The organism is Helicobacter magdeburgensis, from assembly GCF_000765825.2.
GTDB lineage: Bacteria > Campylobacterota > Campylobacteria > Campylobacterales > Helicobacteraceae > Helicobacter_C > Helicobacter_C magdeburgensis.
In genome coordinates, this window is sequence record NZ_JRPE02000010.1 from 17955 (window position 1) to 37076 (window position 19122).

At 39.8% G+C, this 19122-nt stretch carries 19 protein-coding genes; 15 read left to right on the forward strand and 4 right to left on the reverse strand.

The genetic code is table 11. The features are described from left to right. Positions 1-66: 66 nt before the first annotated feature. Positions 67-1374 carry an outer membrane family protein gene (locus tag LS74_RS07350; protein WP_034587775.1) on the reverse strand — a complete coding sequence of 436 codons (1308 nt, stop codon included), beginning with the start codon at positions 1372-1374 and terminating at the stop codon, positions 67-69. A gap of 446 nt (positions 1375-1820) precedes the next feature. After that, positions 1821-2723: an aspartate carbamoyltransferase catalytic subunit gene (locus LS74_RS07355; RefSeq protein WP_138128967.1), complete on the reverse strand. Its 903-nt coding sequence runs from the start codon at positions 2721-2723 to the stop codon at positions 1821-1823. Positions 2724-2804: 81 nt separating this feature from the next. Between LS74_RS07355 and LS74_RS07360 the strand changes: the two genes are divergently transcribed. The 3 genes from LS74_RS07360 to LS74_RS07370 are packed head-to-tail and all read left to right on the forward strand — an operon-like array spanning position 2805 to position 4904. Further along, positions 2805-3347, forward strand: coding sequence for a hypothetical protein (locus LS74_RS07360; protein ID WP_034588319.1), 543 nt, complete (start codon positions 2805-2807; stop codon positions 3345-3347). After that, on the forward strand, positions 3347-4069 hold the full coding sequence (gene tlyA, locus LS74_RS07365) for a 23S rRNA (cytidine-2'-O)-methyltransferase TlyA (protein WP_034588317.1): 723 nt from the start codon (positions 3347-3349) through the stop codon (positions 4067-4069). Before LS74_RS07360 ends, tlyA begins: the two co-directional genes overlap by 1 nt. Next, positions 4038-4904, forward strand: coding sequence for a bifunctional riboflavin kinase/FAD synthetase (locus LS74_RS07370; protein ID WP_034588315.1), 867 nt, complete (start codon positions 4038-4040; stop codon positions 4902-4904). The genes tlyA and LS74_RS07370 overlap by 32 nt, the downstream gene beginning before the upstream one ends. Here LS74_RS07370 and cysS read toward each other — a convergent pair whose 3' ends face one another. After that, positions 4905-6401, reverse strand: a complete 1497-nt coding sequence (gene cysS, locus LS74_RS07375) for a cysteine--tRNA ligase (RefSeq protein ID WP_201274717.1) — start codon at positions 6399-6401, stop codon at positions 4905-4907. It abuts the gene before it with no gap. Beyond that, complete coding sequence (murJ, locus tag LS74_RS07380; RefSeq protein ID WP_034588310.1) at positions 6401-7885, reverse strand: murein biosynthesis integral membrane protein MurJ; 1485 nt, start codon at positions 7883-7885, stop codon at positions 6401-6403. Before murJ ends, cysS begins: the two co-directional genes overlap by 1 nt. Before the next feature lie 74 nt (positions 7886-7959). Between murJ and LS74_RS07385 the strand changes: the two genes are divergently transcribed. The 12 genes from LS74_RS07385 to LS74_RS11685 all read left to right on the forward strand — a co-directional run bounded on the left by LS74_RS07385 (position 7960) and on the right by LS74_RS11685 (position 18911). After that, on the forward strand, positions 7960-9807 hold the full coding sequence (locus tag LS74_RS07385) for a hypothetical protein (RefSeq protein ID WP_034588308.1): 1848 nt from the start codon (positions 7960-7962) through the stop codon (positions 9805-9807). A 36-nt stretch (positions 9808-9843) separates the two neighbouring features. After that, positions 9844-10416 carry a Holliday junction branch migration protein RuvA gene (ruvA, locus tag LS74_RS07390; RefSeq protein WP_138128969.1) on the forward strand — a complete coding sequence of 191 codons (573 nt, stop codon included), beginning with the start codon at positions 9844-9846 and terminating at the stop codon, positions 10414-10416. Positions 10417-10489: 73 nt separating this feature from the next. Then, positions 10490-12088 (forward strand): methyl-accepting chemotaxis protein, encoded by a 1599-nt coding sequence (locus LS74_RS07395; RefSeq protein ID WP_138128971.1) that lies wholly within the window; start codon positions 10490-10492, stop codon positions 12086-12088. An 8-nt stretch (positions 12089-12096) separates the two neighbouring features. Further along, entirely contained in the window at positions 12097-12621 is a 525-nt protein-coding gene (locus LS74_RS07400; RefSeq protein WP_034589342.1) for a hypothetical protein, read from the forward strand. A 146-nt stretch (positions 12622-12767) separates the two neighbouring features. Beyond that, positions 12768-13088 (forward strand): hypothetical protein, encoded by a 321-nt coding sequence (locus LS74_RS07405; protein WP_034589341.1) that lies wholly within the window; start codon positions 12768-12770, stop codon positions 13086-13088. Further along, on the forward strand, positions 13088-13978 hold the full coding sequence (lgt, locus tag LS74_RS07410) for a prolipoprotein diacylglyceryl transferase (protein ID WP_034589339.1): 891 nt from the start codon (positions 13088-13090) through the stop codon (positions 13976-13978). Before LS74_RS07405 ends, lgt begins: the two co-directional genes overlap by 1 nt. After that, positions 13975-14400 (forward strand): DMT family transporter, encoded by a 426-nt coding sequence (locus LS74_RS07415; protein WP_236096862.1) that lies wholly within the window; start codon positions 13975-13977, stop codon positions 14398-14400. Before lgt ends, LS74_RS07415 begins: the two co-directional genes overlap by 4 nt. Continuing rightward, positions 14397-14738 carry a DMT family transporter gene (locus tag LS74_RS07420; protein WP_034589429.1) on the forward strand — a complete coding sequence of 114 codons (342 nt, stop codon included), beginning with the start codon at positions 14397-14399 and terminating at the stop codon, positions 14736-14738. Before LS74_RS07415 ends, LS74_RS07420 begins: the two co-directional genes overlap by 4 nt. Before the next feature lie 21 nt (positions 14739-14759). Further along, positions 14760-15554 carry a 3-methyl-2-oxobutanoate hydroxymethyltransferase gene (panB, locus tag LS74_RS07425; protein WP_034589431.1) on the forward strand — a complete coding sequence of 265 codons (795 nt, stop codon included), beginning with the start codon at positions 14760-14762 and terminating at the stop codon, positions 15552-15554. An 8-nt stretch (positions 15555-15562) separates the two neighbouring features. Continuing rightward, a complete protein-coding gene (gene ruvB / locus LS74_RS07430) occupies positions 15563-16615 on the forward strand; it encodes a Holliday junction branch migration DNA helicase RuvB (RefSeq protein ID WP_034589433.1) in 1053 nt (350 codons plus the stop codon). 200 nt (positions 16616-16815) lie between these two features. Further along, positions 16816-17466, forward strand: a complete 651-nt coding sequence (locus LS74_RS11385) for a PDC sensor domain-containing protein (protein ID WP_236096863.1) — start codon at positions 16816-16818, stop codon at positions 17464-17466. 44 nt (positions 17467-17510) lie between these two features. After that, positions 17511-18911, forward strand: a complete 1401-nt coding sequence (locus LS74_RS11685) for a methyl-accepting chemotaxis protein (RefSeq protein WP_328590618.1) — start codon at positions 17511-17513, stop codon at positions 18909-18911. Positions 18912-19122 lie beyond the last annotated feature (211 nt).

Below are 19122 nucleotides of genomic sequence, written 5' to 3' on the forward strand. Positions count from 1 at the left end.
TTTAAGAAGTTGTGGAGAAATTAAGACATCAAGGGGCAGTTAGCCCTTAGACTAACTGCAAAGATATTAGAAAGTATGGCGGATATAGAAGAATGCGTGGCTTCTATCATCTGTGCGTTTTTCTTTAAGCTTTGTTCCTGCACTATCGCCCCACACAATCGGTGTGTATCCCGCTTTTGTGGTATCGCTAAACCACTCTAGCTTACCACCAATGGCAATGTCCTCTCTAATTTGATAGTTAAGAAGCAATGCTACGCTTTGCTCCGCACTTCTTGGGCTGTTTGTCCCACGCCCGATAAACTTCCAATCAAAGCTACCATAGTTCGCCCCAAGGTATCCAAAGCCCGTTACGGCATTTCTACCTATAATATCATTTAACGCATTGCCTATATCATACGCTCCAGCTGTCCAAATATCTATACCGATAGGATTCCCCCAACGCCCGATAAGCTCATTAGCATTGCCAAAGTTTTGATAATAGCCCACACCAAAGAAGAGCTTATCTACATCAAAGCGTTGGTCAATGTAGAGTGTGTAGGAGTATTTACCGATTTCGCCCCAATCTCTATTTGCAGAACCTTGTGTAAAAGCTTTGTTTTCATCAGCAATCGGTGCAAGGAAGCGGATTTTTGTCGTAGCGTTGAATCCTTGTCCTTCAAAGCTTGGATTTGACTTGAAGGTTACATTTGCACCCGGTGCAGTATAAACGCCCGGTGTAAAGTAAGAGAACGCACCGATAGTCAGTCCGCCAAAGTTCAAATCAAGCCCGGCTGCATAGGTGTTTCGCGTAGCAATGCTGTCATTATACTGTCCGTGAACGCGGTAGAAGTCATTAAACCATTGATCATATGCAAATGCACGGCGGTTTGAGAGAAAGCCCCATACTTTTAATGCACTGATATTAAGGGCAGCTTCTGCACCTTGATTGTATCCGCTAAACCACTCGCCAACCTTGCCAGATTCATAACGACCAGCTTTGACATAGAATGTGTTATTATCATATTCTACAAAGGCATTTTGAAACATATAGTTTTGCACTTTGCCTCTATCCCAAGAAACGCCATAATACGCGTTACGCACCGCACTAAAAGGCTGATTTGGATCTTTTCCATCTGTGGAGTCAAAAGCCAAGCCACCGATAGCCCCACCAAATCCAGCCTTGAATCCTGCACCTAAGTCAAGATTGAGATTAAGCTGTGAAAAGATTGTCGTAAAGCTTTCAGTAGGAGCTGCACCCGTAGCTTGATTGAGCTTTTGATTGTTAAAGCCCCATTTTGTGAAGCTTTCCGCCGAGCCGCTTACCTTGTAGTCAAAGGCACTTGCACTTGTCGCTACAAGCCCTAAAACCACGCTTGAGTATAGAATCTTTCTCATTTTTTTTTCCTTTTTTGTTTGTGGATATTGTGCTGGATTTAACACAAAGTAAATGTATTTTTTACAATACAAGGGCGACATTATAAAAATAAAAACTTAATCAAAAATTAATTAATTCTCTTTTAATCATAAGTGCGGAGATAAGATGTAGCCGAAAATAACACAAAAATTAAGACTGATAAAATGCTTAAAGTAAAATCTAGGAATGTGATATAATGTGGCTTAGAGGTTGCCTAAGAGAGTCGCAACCTCTCTTAGCGTAACCTACTTTGACAAAGGAGGTTACAATGGATAAGATTTACCAGAAAATCTTGGTTGCCATTATACTACTATGCGTAATAGTAGTCAAGTGTAGCTAAGATTTAGCCATAACGCGACTTGTTCAAGGGGTCGCGTTAGTCTTATCCTACTCTCTACTTGATTTATATCAGTCTTTTCTAATGCTCTCAAGCACAGCAAAATTCTAGCACTGCCATTCTCACACATACCCCATTTGTTACCTGCTCTAGCACCTTGCAGCGAGAATCTTTCAGCACTTCATCATCAATATCAATATTCCTGTGCACAGGTCCGGGGTGTAAGACTATGGCATTTGTATCGCCTAGAATCTCCAAAGTCAAGCAGTATTGCGAGGCGTAGTCCTTGAGTGAGCCATAGATTTGCTTATCGTGTCGTTCTGTCTGTGTGCGTAAGCTCATAAAGACATCAACCTCTTTAGCTATCTCACGGAGATTATGTGTGGTGCGTAAGGTGGTAGGCGGGAGAAAATGCGGTGGGGCTACTAAAATCACTTCCATACCAAAGCGTGAAAGCAATTCAATATTGCTATTTGCCACACGCGAGTTTTTTATATCGCCGATAATAGCAATTTTTTTGCCTTTAAGATTATGCAAATCATTGTCAAAATGCTCTTTTAAAGTCAGCAAATCAAGCAGAGCTTGAGTAGGGTGGGCGTGTGCGCCATCGCCACCATTGATGATAGGGCAGCTCACTTGGGATTTGAGATAGTATCCTGCCCCAGCGTTTTTATGGCGGATAATAATGGCATTTGGCTTCATTGCATTTAAGTTTGCTGCGGTATCTGACATACTCTCCCCCTTAGCCGTGGAGCTTTTGCTTACATCAAGGCGGATAACATCAGCCCCCAAGCGTTTAGCGGCAATCTCAAAGCTAGAAAGTGTGCGTGTGGAGTTTTCAAAAAAAATGGTAATAATGGTTTTGTTTTTGAGAATCTCCCTGTGTTGCATATCTTTATACACTTGGGCTTTATTTAAGATAGATTCAATTTGTGATAGGCTAAGGTCGCTTGTGCGGAGTAGGTGCTTTGGGGCTAGGGTGGGCGTTTGCATACAAATCCTTTTGCTTTTGGGTTTAGGCATTGTAGCAAAGTTTGTGATACAATATTTAAATAACAAGAATAAAGGAAAGATGTGAAGTTTTTTGCGGTGTGCGTGGGCGTGGCGTTTATACTTACTTCGTGTAGTGATTTTTATAAAAAAGATTTTGTGCATATTGCTTCAGCTCATTATAAGCCAAAAGATGAAAAATCCATAAAAGAGCGTGAGATTCAAGCGATGAGAAAATCTCAAATTTTGCAGGATAATCACACGCGGGTTTTGATGATAGCCCGATATGTCAATGAGATTAATAAAGAGTGGCTAGAAAATACAAGTGGTGAGATGTTTTTGATAGAAGTGTATGATAAGCTTGATGAGATAAGTGAAAAAAATATGAAATTTAGCTTAAAAACTGCCTACAATAGCGTAGAATCTAGCAAAATAGAAAAGCTAGATTCTAAGAATCTTGGCACTTTTACCCCTGATATTGCTTATAATGATGTGTATCTTGTTGCGTTTGATAGGATTGGTGAGCGTGGTAAGGACGCATTAAAGCTTTTTGCGGAGATAAAGGGTGTGGGGCGTATGAGCTTTGACTTTGGCTATGCAAAGCGTGAAAGTAAGCTCACACAATAATGCGACTTGATATGTATGTAAAATCTTTGTGTAGCTCCCGCACAAAGGCAAAAGAAGCCATAGAATCTGGCTGTGTGAAAGTCAATGGTATTGTGGTGAAAAAAGGCTCATTTTTGCTTGAAAAAGATGATGAAGTGAGTGTGGATTCTAAAGATTTACTGCTTTCTCGTGCGGGGTATAAACTGCGGGGATTTATAGAATCTTTAGTGCAAAAAGGGCTGTGGGATAGGGCATATCTCTTTCATAAAAAAGCCATTGATATTGGAGCAAGCACAGGGGGCTTTACTCAAGTGCTTTTGGAATCTGGCGTAGATTCTGTGGTGTGCGTAGATGTAGGGAAAAATCAGCTCCATATTAGCATTTTGCAAGATGAACGGGTGAGTGTGTTTGAGGAGTGTGATATACGAGATTTTAGCGATGAAGGGGAGTTTGATTTAATGGTGTGTGATGTGAGCTTTATCTCGCTGTATAAGCTAATGGATAGCTTTGAGAGATTAAGAGTGGGGGAATATATCTGGCTTTTTAAGCCACAATTTGAAGTGGGATTAAATGCAAAACGCAATAAAAAAGGGGTGCTAAAGGATAAAAGTTTAGGGCAAAAGGCAGTAGATGAGTTTTGTGAGAATCTCAAAAAGCGGAATTTTAGCGTTATAGCGAGTGAAAAAAGCAGAGTAAGTGGAAAGGAAGGGAATGAAGAGTTTTTTGTCTATGCCAGAAGATAGGCGTATTACTCATCTTGCGTTGGGGAAGTTTGATGGTATGCACTTAGCTCACAAGGAGCTTTTTAAGCATTTGGGGGAGAGTGGAGCGGTGCTTTGCATTGAAAGTGGCGGAGAGCTACTCACACCAGATAAAGAGCTATATTGCGATAAAGAGATGATTTTTGTGGAATTTAGCGATATTAAAGAATGGAATGGGGCATATTTTGTAAAAAAATTAAAAGAAAAGTTTAGGGCATTAGAAAAGCTCGTGGTGGGCTATGACTTTTGCTTTGGGAAAAATAGGGCGTGGAATGCGGAGGACTTGGCGGATTTGTTTGGAGGGGAAGTGATAATCGTGCCGGAATTTTGTATCAAAGATCAAGGGGTGCATTCAAGTGTGATAAAACAAGCCATTAAGCAAGGCGATGTGAAAAATGCAAGGGCGTTACTTGGGCGGTATTATCATATACAAGGCAGGGTTGTAAAAGGGCAGAATCTTGGCTCAACGCAGCTGTATGCGACTATAAATATAGAGACTAGCGGATATGTTTTGCCCCAAAATGGCGTATATGCGAGTTTCACAAAGTTGCAAAATAGAATCTATAAAAGCGTGTGTTTTGTGGGGCATCGTCTTAGCACAGATGGGGCATTTAGCATAGAGACGCATATCATTGATGATGACTTTGTGGCAGAAGATAGGATAAGTGTAGATTCTGTAAGTATATGTTTTATTGAAAAAATCCGCGATAACCGCACTTTTAGTGATTTGGGCGAGTTAAAATCCCGCATTGCCAAAGACATTTCACAAGCTCATTATATTTTAGATTCTGTTTCTTTGGCATTTGTGGAGATGTAGCTAGATTTTCTCCCAAGTGCTACCTTGTGGAGTATCCATAATCTCAATACCTTGAGCTTTGAGATCATCGCGTATGCTATCAGCAAGGGCGTAGTTTTTCTGTTTTTTAGCTTCTGTGCGGAGCTGAAGTTTAGATTCAATATCTTGCTTTTCTTGCTCTGTTAGCCCAAGCTGAAAATACAGAGTAGGGTCTTTACCCCCAAGCCCAAGCAGATATTCTATACACGCAAGGTTGCCGCTAATGGCAAGTTTGTAGGCTTTGTCTTTTGGATTCTTATCAAGGTAGTCATTGCTAAGAGATAGCATTTCTTCAATAATGCTAAGGGCTTTTGAGATATTATAGTCATCACTCAAGGCTTCAAGCAAGGGCTTAATAAAAGAATCTTGTGCGTTTTTGGTATGCGTTTTAAGCGTGTGTAAAGATTCTAACTGCTGGGCTAATTCACTTGAATCTAGGGCTTTTGCCTGTGGCATAGAATCTATAATGCGTTCTGCCATAATTCTTTTTTTGAGCCGATAGATTTTATCAAGTCGCTTTTTGCTTTGCAATAAGTCTTCTTCATTGAAATTTAACGCCAAGCGGTAATGCACCCCAAGCAGGTAATTTCTTAGAATCTCACCATCATAGACTTTGAGTGCGTCTTTGATAAAAAAGCTATTGCCAAGGCTTTTGCTCATTTTTTCGCCATTGATATTGACAAAGCCATTGTGTAGCCAATATTTTGCGAGTTCTCGCCCCGTGGCACAGCGGGTTTGGGAGGCTTCATTTTCGTGATGGGGGAAAAGCAAATCTGCCCCACCTGCGTGTATATCAATGGCAAAATCTTGCTTTTCACGCATATCATAGGCAAGGTGCTTTTCAATCATTGCCGAGCATTCAATATGCCAGCCCGGACGCCCTTTGCCAAATGGGCTATCATAAGCAATGTCATCTTCCCCCTTGTAGCCTTTCCACAACGCAAAATCGCTTTCTTCTTGTTTGTCGTTGGCATTTGTGATACGACTTTGATTCTGCTCGTGTGTGGTGCGTTGAGAGAGTGAGCCGTAGGCTTTATCTTTAGCAATGCTTAGATACACATCGTTATTTTCTCCCTTGTAGGCATAGCCTTTTTGCAAAAGTTGCTCTATCATTTCGTGCATTTGAGGTAGATTGCTTGTAGCTTTTGGCTCAAGATCGGGACGCAAGATACCTAAAGCGTGCATATCGTTTAAATACAGCTCAATATATCGCTCACTTACTTCTTCCACACTTATGCCATTTTGCAAGGATTTTTTAATGATTTTATCATCAATATCAGTAAAATTTTTAGCAAATATGACTTTAAAATCAAGGAATAAAAATAATCGCCGCCATAAATCAAAAGCAATAGAACTTCGCGCGTGTCCTAAATGTGCGTCATCATACACCGTTGGTCCGCAGACATAGATTCGCACTTGTTTTGGTGAGATAGGCTCAAAACAAAGCTTTTGCCTCTTATTGCTATCAAAAAGGGTAATCATACGCTATTCCTTACAAAAAGATGAATGGCATTGACACAATCGCTGATATAGGGCTTAAGAAACCATAGAATCAGCACTTCAACGCTTAAAATTATCACAAGCAGTAGCCACGCTTTTGTGTGGGCTATTATAGCTAAGAATTGCTTGAAGCCAAAGATTCTAATGGTTAGCACAAAAAGCACAAATCCGCTTAAACTGCCTGAAAATGCCAAGCCCATAGCTCCAAATGGGTGCATAAGCACAAGTGAAAAGCCAATGCCACATAGTAAGGAGATGGCAGAGATTTTAGCCGCTTTGCTCTGCATCTGATGAGAGTAAAGCCAAAGGGAGAAGATTCTACTTAATCCAAAAGGCACAAGTCCTATCATATAGGCACTAAACACTCCTGCTACGATAATGGTATTTTCACGAGTAAAATTCCCCCATTCATATAAAAGGCTGATAATCTCTTCACTTAGCATTACTCCGCCCACCACACAAGCACATAAAATGACGCATAAAAACCAAAATGATTTTTTTAAGGCTTGTAAAGCCTTTGTTTGTTCGTTGTTTTTAATCGCCTTTGCTACAAGGGGGAAAAGGGCAGTGGATATAGCAATAGCAAAAATCGCTAGGGGGAATTGAAAGATTCTATTTGCATAATAAAGTGAGCTAATGCTCCCAGCAGCTAGGAATGAGGCTAAAAGTGTGTCAGTAAAGGTGGCAAGTTGAGCAGTGGAGCTACCAAGCATAGCGGGGAAAAACTGCTTAAAAAAGGTTTTTAGCTCACTTTTTATTTGAGTGATTTTAGCTTTGAGCTTAGAATCTGGATCTTTTGTTTTACACCACTGCCAAAGCTCAATCACGCCTACCCACAAAAGCTTAAAAAATCTCAAACGATACAGCGGATAGAAATGCAGTAGAATCTGCAAGATTCCACCGCACACCACGCCATAGCTTAGCATATACACCACTTGCATAGATTGCTTATCGTGGGCTAAAAGCAGGGCTGCTATCATAGCAATATTTAAAAGTGCAGTGTTATAGGCATTGACCCAAAAGCAGTTTTTATATTGCAAAAGAGAAGAGAGAAAAGTAACGATAAACACAAGCTCCAAATACCAAAAGTTAATCACCACAATGGGCTTTGCAAGCTCTATTGTCTCTTCATCAAAGCCCCACGCTAAAAGCTTTGTAACAAGCCCACTGCAAAACACCACAAAAAGCGATAAGAGTAGAATAACAAAAGCAAAGATAAGAAAAGTGATGAGAGCAAACATACCTTTTTTGCGACTGCGAATGAAGTTTGGCAAAAAGCTTTGCGTGAAAGCCCCCTCTCCAAAGACGCGTCTAAAAAGATTTGGCAATTTAAAGGCGGCAAAAAATATATCACTATACACTCCAGCCCCTAGAATCTTAGCCGTGCATAAATCACGCACCAAACCAGCTACGCGTGAAAGCAGAATGCCACTACTATTTGTCAAAAATGCTTTTTTAATCAAATTTTTGCCTTTTTAAAGATTGAAAGTGTAAAATTATAGCTACAATAAACAAACTTTAAGCTACGGGGGTTGTTATGCAATTGTTTGAGCCTGTATCAGTCAAGGGCTGTGCTGATGTAAGTGCTGAGATTAAAAAAATCAGTGAGTTGTATGCACTTGAAGAAAAAATGATTAGCTTTGATATTTTGCAGATTAACACCCTTCATCGTGGCGAAAAAAAGAAAGATTTTACTTCATTAAGCCCTGAAGAGAGAGATAAGATTCTAAGCAATGATGCGGAATATAATAAAAATGACTTTGAAATACGGCAGGTGTATGATGTTACATTGCGTGGATTAAGGGAAAATGACTTAGCTCCTTTTGTTGATCTTAGGCTAGATTCACATTGTTATGAGTTGAGCTTAGATCTTAAGGCGGGGCTAGAAGTAAAAAATGATGAGAGTTTTTTTCAGGCACTTTATGAGGAGATTACACGAAAAAAGATTATGCACAATGTCGTTATTAGGTTGTTTGATAGCGGAGTGAAACAAGAGATTATAAATCTTAAAGAGCTTTTCTCACAGCTGCAAATAAGTGGTGTGCTAGAATCTGCACAAAGCCTTGTGATTGCAAAGGCGAGTTTTATCCCGGAAATGGAGGCAAGTTTTAGATTCATTTTACAAGAAGAGTGGAATAAAACGCATAGTGAAAGTATTGAATTTGCTTCCTATGCAGCAAAAAGTGGCGAACTCGTAGGTATAAGCCTAAAACATCAATCTGGGGTAAGTGGGCGGAATCTCAAGGGAGATTTTATCAATGTTAAAAAGCAAGAGAGTGAAAGCGATGATAAGATACAAAAGCTAAGATTCAAGGATAGTGAGTTTAACATAGAAGAGAAAGAAGATGAGGTGCTATATTACGCAGTACAAGATGGCTATGTGTCTGTGGGTGAAGGGGAGCTACGGATTTTACTTGATTTTAATTTCCCCGAAGTGAGTTTGCGTAAAAGTGGCTCATTGCTAGGTGGGGACAAAAAGGGCTTTGTTGTTGAAGTAACTTGTGCCGATCCTAATCAAGATGCGATTGGAGCGAGTATTGTGCTTGAGGCACAAGATATAAAGATTTATGGCTCTGTGGCAGAAAATGCCAAAGTGGTGGCAAAAAAGCTTGAGATTAATGGGCAAACGCACCAAAGTGCCGTGATTCAAGCAGATGAGATGAGTATTGATATACATAAGGGCAGTGCGATGGGAGAGAAGATTCGCATTAATCGCTTGGAGCTTGGTAATGTGGAGGGTGAAGAGATTGTGATTGAACAAGCCAATGGCGGGAGCATTGAGGCAAGGAAAATTACGATTAATTCATTGCATTCCCATACGAGAATTGGCGTTTCGGAGCATTTGTATATCAAAGCAATGAGCGGGGGAGAAAATCATATCAGCATTAATTCTCGCTCTTCACTCAAAGCAAAGCAAGAGGTGCAGCATTTTAACGCACAGATTGAGCGTAATATCAAAGAGATGAATATGCTTTTAGCAGTGCTAAACAAGGACTTGGCAAGGGTGCGTAAGACAAAGCCCATTGTGGAGAAAATTAAGCACATTATGGAGGAAAATAAGAAAAATAATAAGCCTAATGAACGCAGTATCACTGAAAGTGTGGCACAATATGTGGTACTTTTACGCAGGACAAAATATTTAAAAGAGCGTTTGCTGACATTACAAGCTCAAAGCAAGGATTTTAGCTCGGCTTTAGAGAATCTTGACTTGCAAACGCAAAATGCCAAAATCACAAGCGATGCCCCTTGGCAAAATGATAATGAGATTGTCTATGAGAGCTTTTTCCCAGAAGTAAAGGACATTATGCTTTTAAGCCACGGCGAGGAAGTGGATATTGGGATTGACAAAGAGAGTTTGAAGCTTGTGCGGGAAGTTCGCTCATAGATTTAGGTAAAGATTCTTATTAGGAGAGAAAAAAGTATGATTGTTGGATTGCGGGGAGTGATTGTAAGAAGTGAGCCTATGATGATAGAGCTTGATGTAGGTGGTGTGATTTATGGGGTGCAAATGTCGCTTAATGCTACTTCAAAGCTTAGGGGAGAGGGTGGCAAGGAAGTAAAGATTATTTGCGCGCAAATTATCCGCGAAGATTCACATTTGCTTTTTGGTTTTGTAGAAGAGATAGAGAAGCAGACTTTTGAGCGACTTATTAAGATTAATGGTGTGGGTCCAAAGGTCGCCCTTGCGATTTTATCTACCTATACGCCAATGGAGTTTGCCAAAATCATTAGTAATAAAGATGTTGATGCGTTGAAAAAAGTCCCGGGTATTGGGGCAAAGGGAGCGGGGAAGATTATGGTTGATGTGGCGGGATTCTTTGCTAGTCTTATCAGTGATGAAAATCTTCCGCAAGAAAATAGCTTAAAAAACGAAGCACTTCTAGCTTTGCAATCGCTTGGCTTTAAAAACACAGATGCTCAAAAGGCACTTCAAGGCATAGAGGCACAGAGTGTATCAGAGCTTGTGAAGTTGGCATTAAAAAAATTAGCTTAAATAAATGTGCTACAATATGCCGAGCAAAATTAAGACAGATACCTAGAATCTCACAAAATAAAAGGGGGTCGTAATGCTACAATCATTTCGCTCTAAAGTGCTTTTCACTCTTTTTGTTTTCATTATCATTGGTTTTGGTGTGTTGTATCAAATCATCTCATCTGGGTATGAGAGTATGGCGGTGAAAGAGGGGAAAAGAAGTGCGCAAATGCTTGGAGATTCTATTTTTCAAACCGTGCGTATGAGTATGAATATGGGGATTAGAGAGATGATTGATGCGGGATTAGCTGATGCGGGTAAGATCCCGGGAGTAGAATCTGTAACAATCTATAAATCCCAAAGTGTGATTGATTTATTTAATCTACCTGATTCTGTGAGTGATGATCCTAAGATTCAAGAAGTTTTTACAAACAAACTTGCCAAACTTGATGAACTCAATGAAAACAATCAGCATAGCGTTTTGTTTCAAAAGCCATTGATTGCAGATGAGGGCTGTATGGCGTGTCATCAAGATGGCAAGGTTAAAGAAGGTGATGTGCTAGGTGTGCTTGAGCTTAAGATTTCAACGCAAAGCTTTTATGATCAAATTGATGAGAGTGAAAATTATCTTTTACTCACAATGCTTGTAGCTGGGGTTTTAGCACTCTTTGGGCTGTATGTGTTTTTTGAAAAAGAGCTAGTTAAACCGCTTAATCGTTTGCGAGATATGGCAAAGGACTTGACAGATGGCGGTAGTGGGGATTTGACAAAGCGACTAGCGATTAAGAGCAAAGATGAAGTGGGGCTTACCTCAAACTATGTCAATAAATTTATCCAAACTATACAAGAGACGATTTCTCTAAGCAAACGCGTAAGCTTAGAAAATATGCATACTTGCAAGGGATTGCTAGATATGTCAAATGTGCTTTCACGCAATTCTGATGAGCAATTTGAGCTTGTAGATAGGGTCAATTCACTTGCACAAAATGTGAGCGAGAATCTTGAAGTTGCTAAAGATTCGGCCACTGCTACGACTGATGATATTAATCAAACGGAGAGTATTTTAGAAGAGTTTGTTAAGAATCTTAGTGATTCTATTGAGCTTATCACCACTTCTGTTCAAAGTCAGCAGGATATTTTAGGGAGTGTAGAGGAGCTTACAAATCACGCCGAGCAGATTAAATCTGTGCTATCAATCATTAACGACATAGCCGATCAAACAAATCTTTTAGCTCTCAATGCCGCGATTGAAGCAGCTCGTGCAGGGGAACACGGACGGGGCTTTGCGGTGGTTGCTGATGAAGTTAGGAAACTCGCTGAAAGGACACAAAAGTCTTTAGATGAAATAGCAGCAAATGTAAATCTTGTAACCCAAAGCATTGATGATATGGGGCAAACGATTAAAGAGAGTGCGGCAGATATGATACATATTACAGAAAAGACTTCACCGCTTATTGATGAAGCCCATCATACGCACGAAAAGCTAAGGCTTACAAAGCAAAATTCCATTCGTTTGACAGAGATAAGTAGCTCAATCTCTCAAAGCACAAAAGAGTTGGCAAGTATGATGCAAGATATTGCTAAATCTTCTGAATCTACGCAAAGTGTGGGGCATAATATCCAAAAGGTTGTGAATGATATGTCGCAAAAAGCAGAGGAACTAGATGGGGCGATGGCGAAGTTTAGAACATAGTGCTTCATATGACTAATGTGTATAGAGCGAGATTCGAAGCGGATTTTAGTAGCATTGATAAAATTATCGCGTGGGTAGAATCTCATATTATTGTAAGAGAATCTAAACCACATCATCAGGTGCAAGGCGTTGAGTGGGGGTTGAAGCGAGATTTAGTAGCGGATTCTAAAGCAAATAGGATAAAGATTCTAAGAAAAGGCAGGGATAAAATCGCCCTTGTGCTATGTGAGTATGTGGGGAATATTATAGAGCATAGTATTTTGTGCTTATCTAAAACACAGCTTTATAATGGATATAAAAACAATATGAAAGCCAGAAAAAAATATATAGAATGTGTGCTAAAAGTTAGAGCGACACATTTTATTTTGGAATCTTGCTATCCATTTATCTCAAGGTCTTGCTACAAAAGAGATGAACTAAAAATAGGTAAAAAGGGCAAAAAGATTCTAAAACTTATGGGTGCTAAGAGTCATTATATGATAAAAAGAGTAAAGACACCCTTTGTGTATTCATCTTTGCGTGTGGAAATATAAAAGGTTTTTGTGTAAGGAATCTCATCACTCTTTGCAAATACCCTTAATCGCACAATCACAAATAGTTTAGGATATTTATTCCTAGCCTTATTTAATCTCTTAAAAATAAACTCTGCTATAATCACGCCTTGTAAAAAAGGAGTGATATGGCGTTGCATCTTGAAACAATCAATGACTTACAAATGGTGCGTAGCACAGGAAAGCTTAAGACTTATGATGCGTTTTTAGGCTTTAAAATTGAGCTAGAAAATCTTTTGCCAGAGATTCTGCTTAGTGCTGAAAGTATTTTAAGAATCTATTTTGTTCAAGCTTACCCGATTAATTCTTATGTGCTTGGGTTTTTATTTAAACTAAGAAGTGTGGATAGGATACCCATAGAGATTATTGTTGATGACTTGCGATTATTTATGTTTTTTGAAGAAATTGATATGGTCGATGAGTTTAAGATTAAGATTATGGAGGCGTAATGCAAGAGTATAGCACTTGGAATAGAATCTATGAGTATATTGACCCCATAGCCTTTGAGCTTTTTGGCATAAATGTGCATTGGTATGGCATTATGTATGTGGGAGCAATGCTTATAGCTTTGCTTATTGCTAAGGCATTTGTGAAGTATAACAATACACGCTTTCCTATTACGCAAGAGAGCTTAGATTCATTTTTTATTTGGGTAGAGATTGGCGTAATTTTAGGCGGGAGATTGGGCTATGTGCTGATTTACTCTCCGCACAGGTGGGAATACCTTACACAACCTTGGGAGATTTTTAACCCCTACTACAATGGCGTTTTTGTCGGTATCAGTGGCTTTAGCTATCACGGAGCGATGTTTGGATTCTTACTTGCTTCATTGCTGTTTTGTTGTGTTAAAAAGCTTTCATTTTGGATATTTATGGATTTATCGGCTATTTCCATTCCATTAGGCTATGTGTTTGGACGCTTGGGGAATTTCTTTAATCACGAGTTATTTGGGCGTTTGGTAGATGAGAGTGAGTTTGGCAGAAGCATAGGCATACTTGTTAATGGTGAGTTGCGTTACCCTAGTCAGCTTTTTGAAGCATTTATGGAGGGCATTGTTGTCTTTATGCTTTTGCTTATGGTTTGGCGATATGCTAAAAAACCGGGCAGTTTGATTGTAGCGTATGGATTTTTCTATGCCATAGCACGATTTGTATGTGAGTATTATAGAGAGGCAGATTCACAGCTTGGTTATTATGCTTTTGGGCTGTCAATGGGGCAGATTCTAAGCGGTGTAATGCTCCTTGTCAGTGTGATTTTAGCCTTTGTAGTGTTTGCTCAAAATACAGATTCTAAACTCACTACCGCTACACTCAATAAGCATAAAAGGAGAAAAAAATGAGTTTCAAAAAAGCCTATATTTTGCTGACTTTTGCGATTTTAACCGAAGTGTTAGCTACGAGCTTTATGAAAGTTGGAGATGAATCTGGCAATAGAATCTTTGGCTTTGTAGCGATGTATGCACTGCTTGTGCTTTCATATTACTTTATGGCTCTTTCGCTTAAAAGATTGTCTATTAGTGTGGCGTATGCGTTATGGGAAGTTTTGGGCGTGCTGTGTGTGGTATGTATAGGGATTTTCTACTTTGGGGAAAGTCTCAAATGGCAGGAGTATTTAGGTATTTGTCTTTCACTCTGTGGCATTGCCCTTATTAATATTGCGGAGCTAAGAAATGCTAAAGCCCACGAAGATTCTACAGATTCTGTGGCTGCTAAAAATTCTACAACGGCTAGAGATTCACAAGATAATGGGGGTGAAAAATGACTTGGCTCTTTAGCACAAAAGAGGGTGCGTTGGTGTTTGTGCTTGTAGCAGCACTGCTTGATATTGTGGCAAATTTGTTTTTAAAAAAGTCAAATAGCTTCACACATAAAGGCTATGCGATTGCCTGTGTAGTGATGGTGTGGGTGGCTTTTAGTGCGTTAGCTGTGGCGATACAGATTCTGCCTTTAAGCACAGCGTATGCGACTTGGGGGGCTGTTGGCATTATTGGCACAGCCCTTGGAGGCTATATATTTTTTAAAGAGAATCTCGGCACACTTGGCTACATAGGCATTGCTATGGTTGTATGTGCGGTGGTGCTATTAAATTGGGGCGATTAGAATCTGCCAAAAAGGATAAAAATGCTAGAAAAAAAGATGAGTATTACAGATTTACAAGCAAAAAAGGGTGTAGAGAAAATTACGGCAATTACGGCTTATGATGCGTTAATGGCGGAGATTTTTGATGCTGAAGTTGATGTGATTTTGGTGGGCGATAGTTTGAAAATGAGCTTTGGTGGGGAGAATGAGACATTAGGAGCGAGTATGGAAGAAATGCTCTATCACACAAAGGCAGTTTGCAGGGGTGTGAAGCACTCTTTTGTCCTAGCGGATATGCCCTTTGGGAGCTATGCTACGCAAAAACTTGCCCTTAAAAATGCGTTAAGATTCTATAAAAACACCGCCGCTGATGCCATTAAACTTGAAGTGGATATACAAAAATTGCCTATTGTTAGGGCGTTGTGTGAAGAGGGCATTGCCGTTGTGGCACATATTGGGCTAAAGCCGCAATTTGCTCGTTTTGATGGGGGATTCAAAGTCAAAGGCAAGAGTGAAAAAGAAGCTCAAGAGCTGCTAGAATGTGCCTTAGCAATGCAGGAAGCTGGGGTTTGCTCCGTGCTGATTGAAGGGGTAAAATCACAAGTGGCAGAAAAAATCACAAAGGCTTTATCTGTGCCTACCATTGGCATAGGGGCGGGGAATGCGTGTGATGGGCAGATTCTAGTGTGGAGCGATGCTTTTGGCTTTTTTTCAGCTTTTAAGCCAAAGTTTGTGCGGACATATTGTGATGGCAGAGCAATGCTAAAAGAAGCCATAAGAGCCTACGCTAAAGATGTCAAATCCCTGCAATTCCCTAATGAAAATGAAAGCTACTAAGGGCGAAAATGGAGAAAATCACGCTAGAAAAGTCAAAAGAATCCACTGAAATAAATCGTATTGTGGAAGTTGAAAAATTCAGCTTTGAATCTAGCCAAGAGCTGTCTTTACGCCCAAGTGTTTGGGAAGAATATGTCGGACAGGAAAAGATAAAAAAGAATCTCAAAGTCTTTATAGAAGCAAGTAAAAAACGCAAGGAATGCTTAGATCATATTCTTTTTTTTGGTCCGCCCGGGCTTGGCAAAACGACACTAAGCCACATTATCGCCTATGAAATGGGCTGTAATATCAAGGTGAGTGCCGCACCGATGATTGAAAAATCCGGTGATTTAGCAGCAATTTTAACAAATCTCAATGAGGGGGATATTTTATTTATTGATGAGATTCACCGCCTTAGCCCAGCTATTGAAGAGATTCTCTATCCGGCAATGGAGGATTTTAGGCTTGATATTATCATAGGCTCTGGTCCTGCGGCACAAACGCTTAAGATTGATTTAGCCCCTTTTACGCTTATTGGCGCGACAACGCGTGCGGGTATGCTTTCAAACCCTTTGCGTGATAGGTTTGGAATGAGTTTTAGACTGCAATTTTATGAGCCAAAGGAACTTGCCCTTATCGTGCAGACTGCGGCAAAAAAGCTTTCAAAAAGCCTTTCACAAGAAGGAGCTAATGAGATTGCTAGACGCTCTAGAGGCACTCCGCGTATTGCCTTAAGGCTTTTAAGGAGGGTAAGGGACTTTGCTGATGTGAGAGATTTTCAAAGTGAAATAGATGTGGAGTGCGTGCATTATGCATTAAATGAGCTAGGCGTTAATGAGCTAGGCTTTGATGAGCTAGATTTGCGTTATTTAGCCATTTTAGCTGAATCTAGAGGTAGAGCCATTGGGCTAAATACCATAGCTGCGGCGATGAGTGAAGATGAGGCGACTATTGAAGATGTGATAGAGCCTTATTTATTGGCAAATGGGTATTTTGAACGCACGGCAAAAGGCAGAATCGCCACGCCTAAGACTTATGAGTTATTAAAGATTCCATTTATTGAGCAAAAAGGGCTGTTTTAGGGCGGAATAATTATTCCTACAACTTAAAATGTTTCATTTCGTGTGTAAAAAAAGGGCGTTTTTTTTTTTTTGTAGTGGGCTTTAGCTTGATTTTGCCAAAAAAATACATTACAATATGTGGGAGTTTATTGTAAAGTTGAAAATATTGCTTCAATGTCTCACAAAAACGGATTTAATCCATAATTTTCAAGGAGTGTATTTTGTTGTCTTACATTCGCAATTTGAGTATTGGTAATAAAATCAGTGGGCTTTTGACACTGATTTTATTAGTTGGTAATGTTGGTGTGGCGGTGCTTGTCTCAAGTAACATTGAAGATAGTATGGTGAAAGAAGCAAAGAAATTTTTATATGCAAGTGCCTTTAATGATGCTCGTGCTGTGGAGGCGCGCTTTAGCGTAGCTGGAGCTGGACTTGAAGCGGTGGCAAAAGCCGCAGGTGCAAATCTAAGACGCAATGCAAGTGCGATGTCTTCTGTGGCATTAAGCAAATTGCTTGAATATGTTGTAGATTATGATCCAACTATGGTGGCAACATATATTAAGATTGATCATCCTGCATATGATGAACGCACAAGGGCTGGATTTGTGCTTGTTGATGATGACCCTGATGAGCACGATTCTGGCGTAAGGATAGCTTCACTGAATGATATAAAGACAAAAGATGGCAAGAATCTTGTAGATGGCTTTGCGAATGTGCCTGCAATTAAGACCGGGACAGAGGAGATTATGCTCTCTAACCCCACAACAATCGTGTATGAGAAGCAAGAAATTAAAGCAATCAGTATTGCCTTTCCTGTATATAACGAAGGGCAACGCGTAGGGGTTGTGGGAGCTATCATCAATATGAGCTAAGCGATGAGATTCTAGCAAAGAATACTAATCCATTTGAACACTCTGTGCGACTGTTTCTTGGAGATGATGGGCTTTTGACAATGTATTATGAGGAAGATAAGATAGGCGCGAAGCTATTAGATATTAATAATACAGAGGGTGTGAAAAAGGCTGTTGAATTGCAAGCAACGCATAAGCTTGGAAGCGATATTGTTGAGACGACTTCAAGGGCTGGATACAAGGGAATGGCTGCTATCTACAATTTTGAAATTTGGGATGGTGTGTATTGGACGATGTTTAACTTTGCTCCTTATGATGAGTTGCTTGCGGAGTTGCGTTTTGTTGAGAAAAGCATTATTATCGTCTTGCTTGTTGTTATGGTGCTTGTGAATCTTGTGGTGATTGGTTATGTGAAGTTCTATATCCAAAGAGATATTGAAAAAATCTATGAGGGCTTGAAAGGTTTCTTTAGATTCTTAAAACGCGAAACCAATGATGTTGAACGCATTGATATAAATAAGACTGATGAGCTAGGACGAATGGCAAAACGCATTAATGACGCCGTTGAGGATATTAAGGAGCATACGCGTATTGACAACATTGCTATTGAACAAGCCATAGAATCTGTGCATAAGGTTGAGATGGGCGATTTAAGTGTAAGGCTGAATGCTAAACCAAACAATCCGCAGCTTATCAAACTCCAAGAGATTCTTAATGAACTCCTTGATGTTTTACAAAGACGAGTAGGGACGGATATGAATCTTATCCACGACATTTTTGAGCAGTATAAGACGCTTGATTTTACAAACTCTATCCCAGATGCTAGGGGTAATGTTGAAATTACAGCAAATGTGTTGGGTCAAGAGATTGCACAAATGCTACGCGTTTCAAGTGGCTTTGCTCAAACACTTGCACAAAGGGCAAGTGAGCTAGAAGAGGCGGTTTCACACCTTACACAAGGCTCTACTTCACAGGCTAGTAGCTTGGAGCAAACAGCAAGTGCAATTGAAGAGATTACTTCATCAATGCAGAGTATGCGTGAGCGAACAGCTGAAGTGGTTTCGCAAGGCGATGATATTAAAAATGTCATTGGTATTATCCGTGATATTGCCGATCAAATTAATCTCCTCGCACTTAATGCCGCTATTGAAGCAGCTCGTGCAGGAGAACACGGCAGAGGCTTTGCAGTCGTTGCCGATGAAGTAAGAAAACTTGCTGAAAGGACACAAAAATCTTTAGGCGAGATTGAGGCAAATACAAATCTCTTAGTGCAAAGCATTAATGAAATGGCAGATTCTATTAATGAGCAAACGCTTGGCATTACACAGATTAATGAAGCGGTAATTAGCCTTGAGAGTGTAACGCATAAGAATGTTGAGGTTGCTCAACACGCTGAAGGCATTTCTAAGGCTGTTGATGATATAGCTGGACAAATTCTAGAAGATGTGAAGAAAAAGAAATTTTAACATTACACAGCAAGCAAGATAATCCCTTGCTTGCTGTAAATCTCTTTTAGAATCTTTAACTCCATTGACAAAGCAAAAATTAATCTTTTATAGAAGCTAAAATGTTGCTTGTTGTTTTGAAGCATTTTGTGGGTATCGCTAAATATTGTGCTATTTTTTAGAATCTGTTAGGCTAGATTCTAAAAAATACTTGAAGGAAATACAAAAAAGC

Bases quoted from the DNA above. Each gene is read 5' to 3' on its own strand.
- LS74_RS07350 (WP_034587775.1), bottom strand. From the start codon at position 1,374: ATGAGAAAGATTCTATACTCAAGCGTGGTTTTAGGGCTTGTAGCGACA.
- LS74_RS07355 (WP_138128967.1), bottom strand. From the start codon at position 2,723: ATGCAAACGCCCACCCTAGCCCCAAAGCACCTACTCCGCACAAGCGAC.
- tlyA (WP_034588317.1), top strand. From the start codon at position 3,347: ATGCGACTTGATATGTATGTAAAATCTTTGTGTAGCTCCCGCACAAAG.
- LS74_RS07370 (WP_034588315.1), top strand. From the start codon at position 4,038: ATGAAGAGTTTTTTGTCTATGCCAGAAGATAGGCGTATTACTCATCTT.
- LS74_RS07385 (WP_034588308.1), top strand. From the start codon at position 7,960: ATGCAATTGTTTGAGCCTGTATCAGTCAAGGGCTGTGCTGATGTAAGT.
- ruvA (WP_138128969.1), top strand. From the start codon at position 9,844: ATGATTGTTGGATTGCGGGGAGTGATTGTAAGAAGTGAGCCTATGATG.
- LS74_RS07395 (WP_138128971.1), top strand. From the start codon at position 10,490: ATGCTACAATCATTTCGCTCTAAAGTGCTTTTCACTCTTTTTGTTTTC.
- LS74_RS07400 (WP_034589342.1), top strand. From the start codon at position 12,097: ATGACTAATGTGTATAGAGCGAGATTCGAAGCGGATTTTAGTAGCATT.
- LS74_RS07405 (WP_034589341.1), top strand. From the start codon at position 12,768: ATGGCGTTGCATCTTGAAACAATCAATGACTTACAAATGGTGCGTAGC.
- lgt (WP_034589339.1), top strand. From the start codon at position 13,088: ATGCAAGAGTATAGCACTTGGAATAGAATCTATGAGTATATTGACCCC.
- LS74_RS07415 (WP_236096862.1), top strand. From the start codon at position 13,975: ATGAGTTTCAAAAAAGCCTATATTTTGCTGACTTTTGCGATTTTAACC.
- LS74_RS07420 (WP_034589429.1), top strand. From the start codon at position 14,397: ATGACTTGGCTCTTTAGCACAAAAGAGGGTGCGTTGGTGTTTGTGCTT.
- panB (WP_034589431.1), top strand. From the start codon at position 14,760: ATGCTAGAAAAAAAGATGAGTATTACAGATTTACAAGCAAAAAAGGGT.
- ruvB (WP_034589433.1), top strand. From the start codon at position 15,563: ATGGAGAAAATCACGCTAGAAAAGTCAAAAGAATCCACTGAAATAAAT.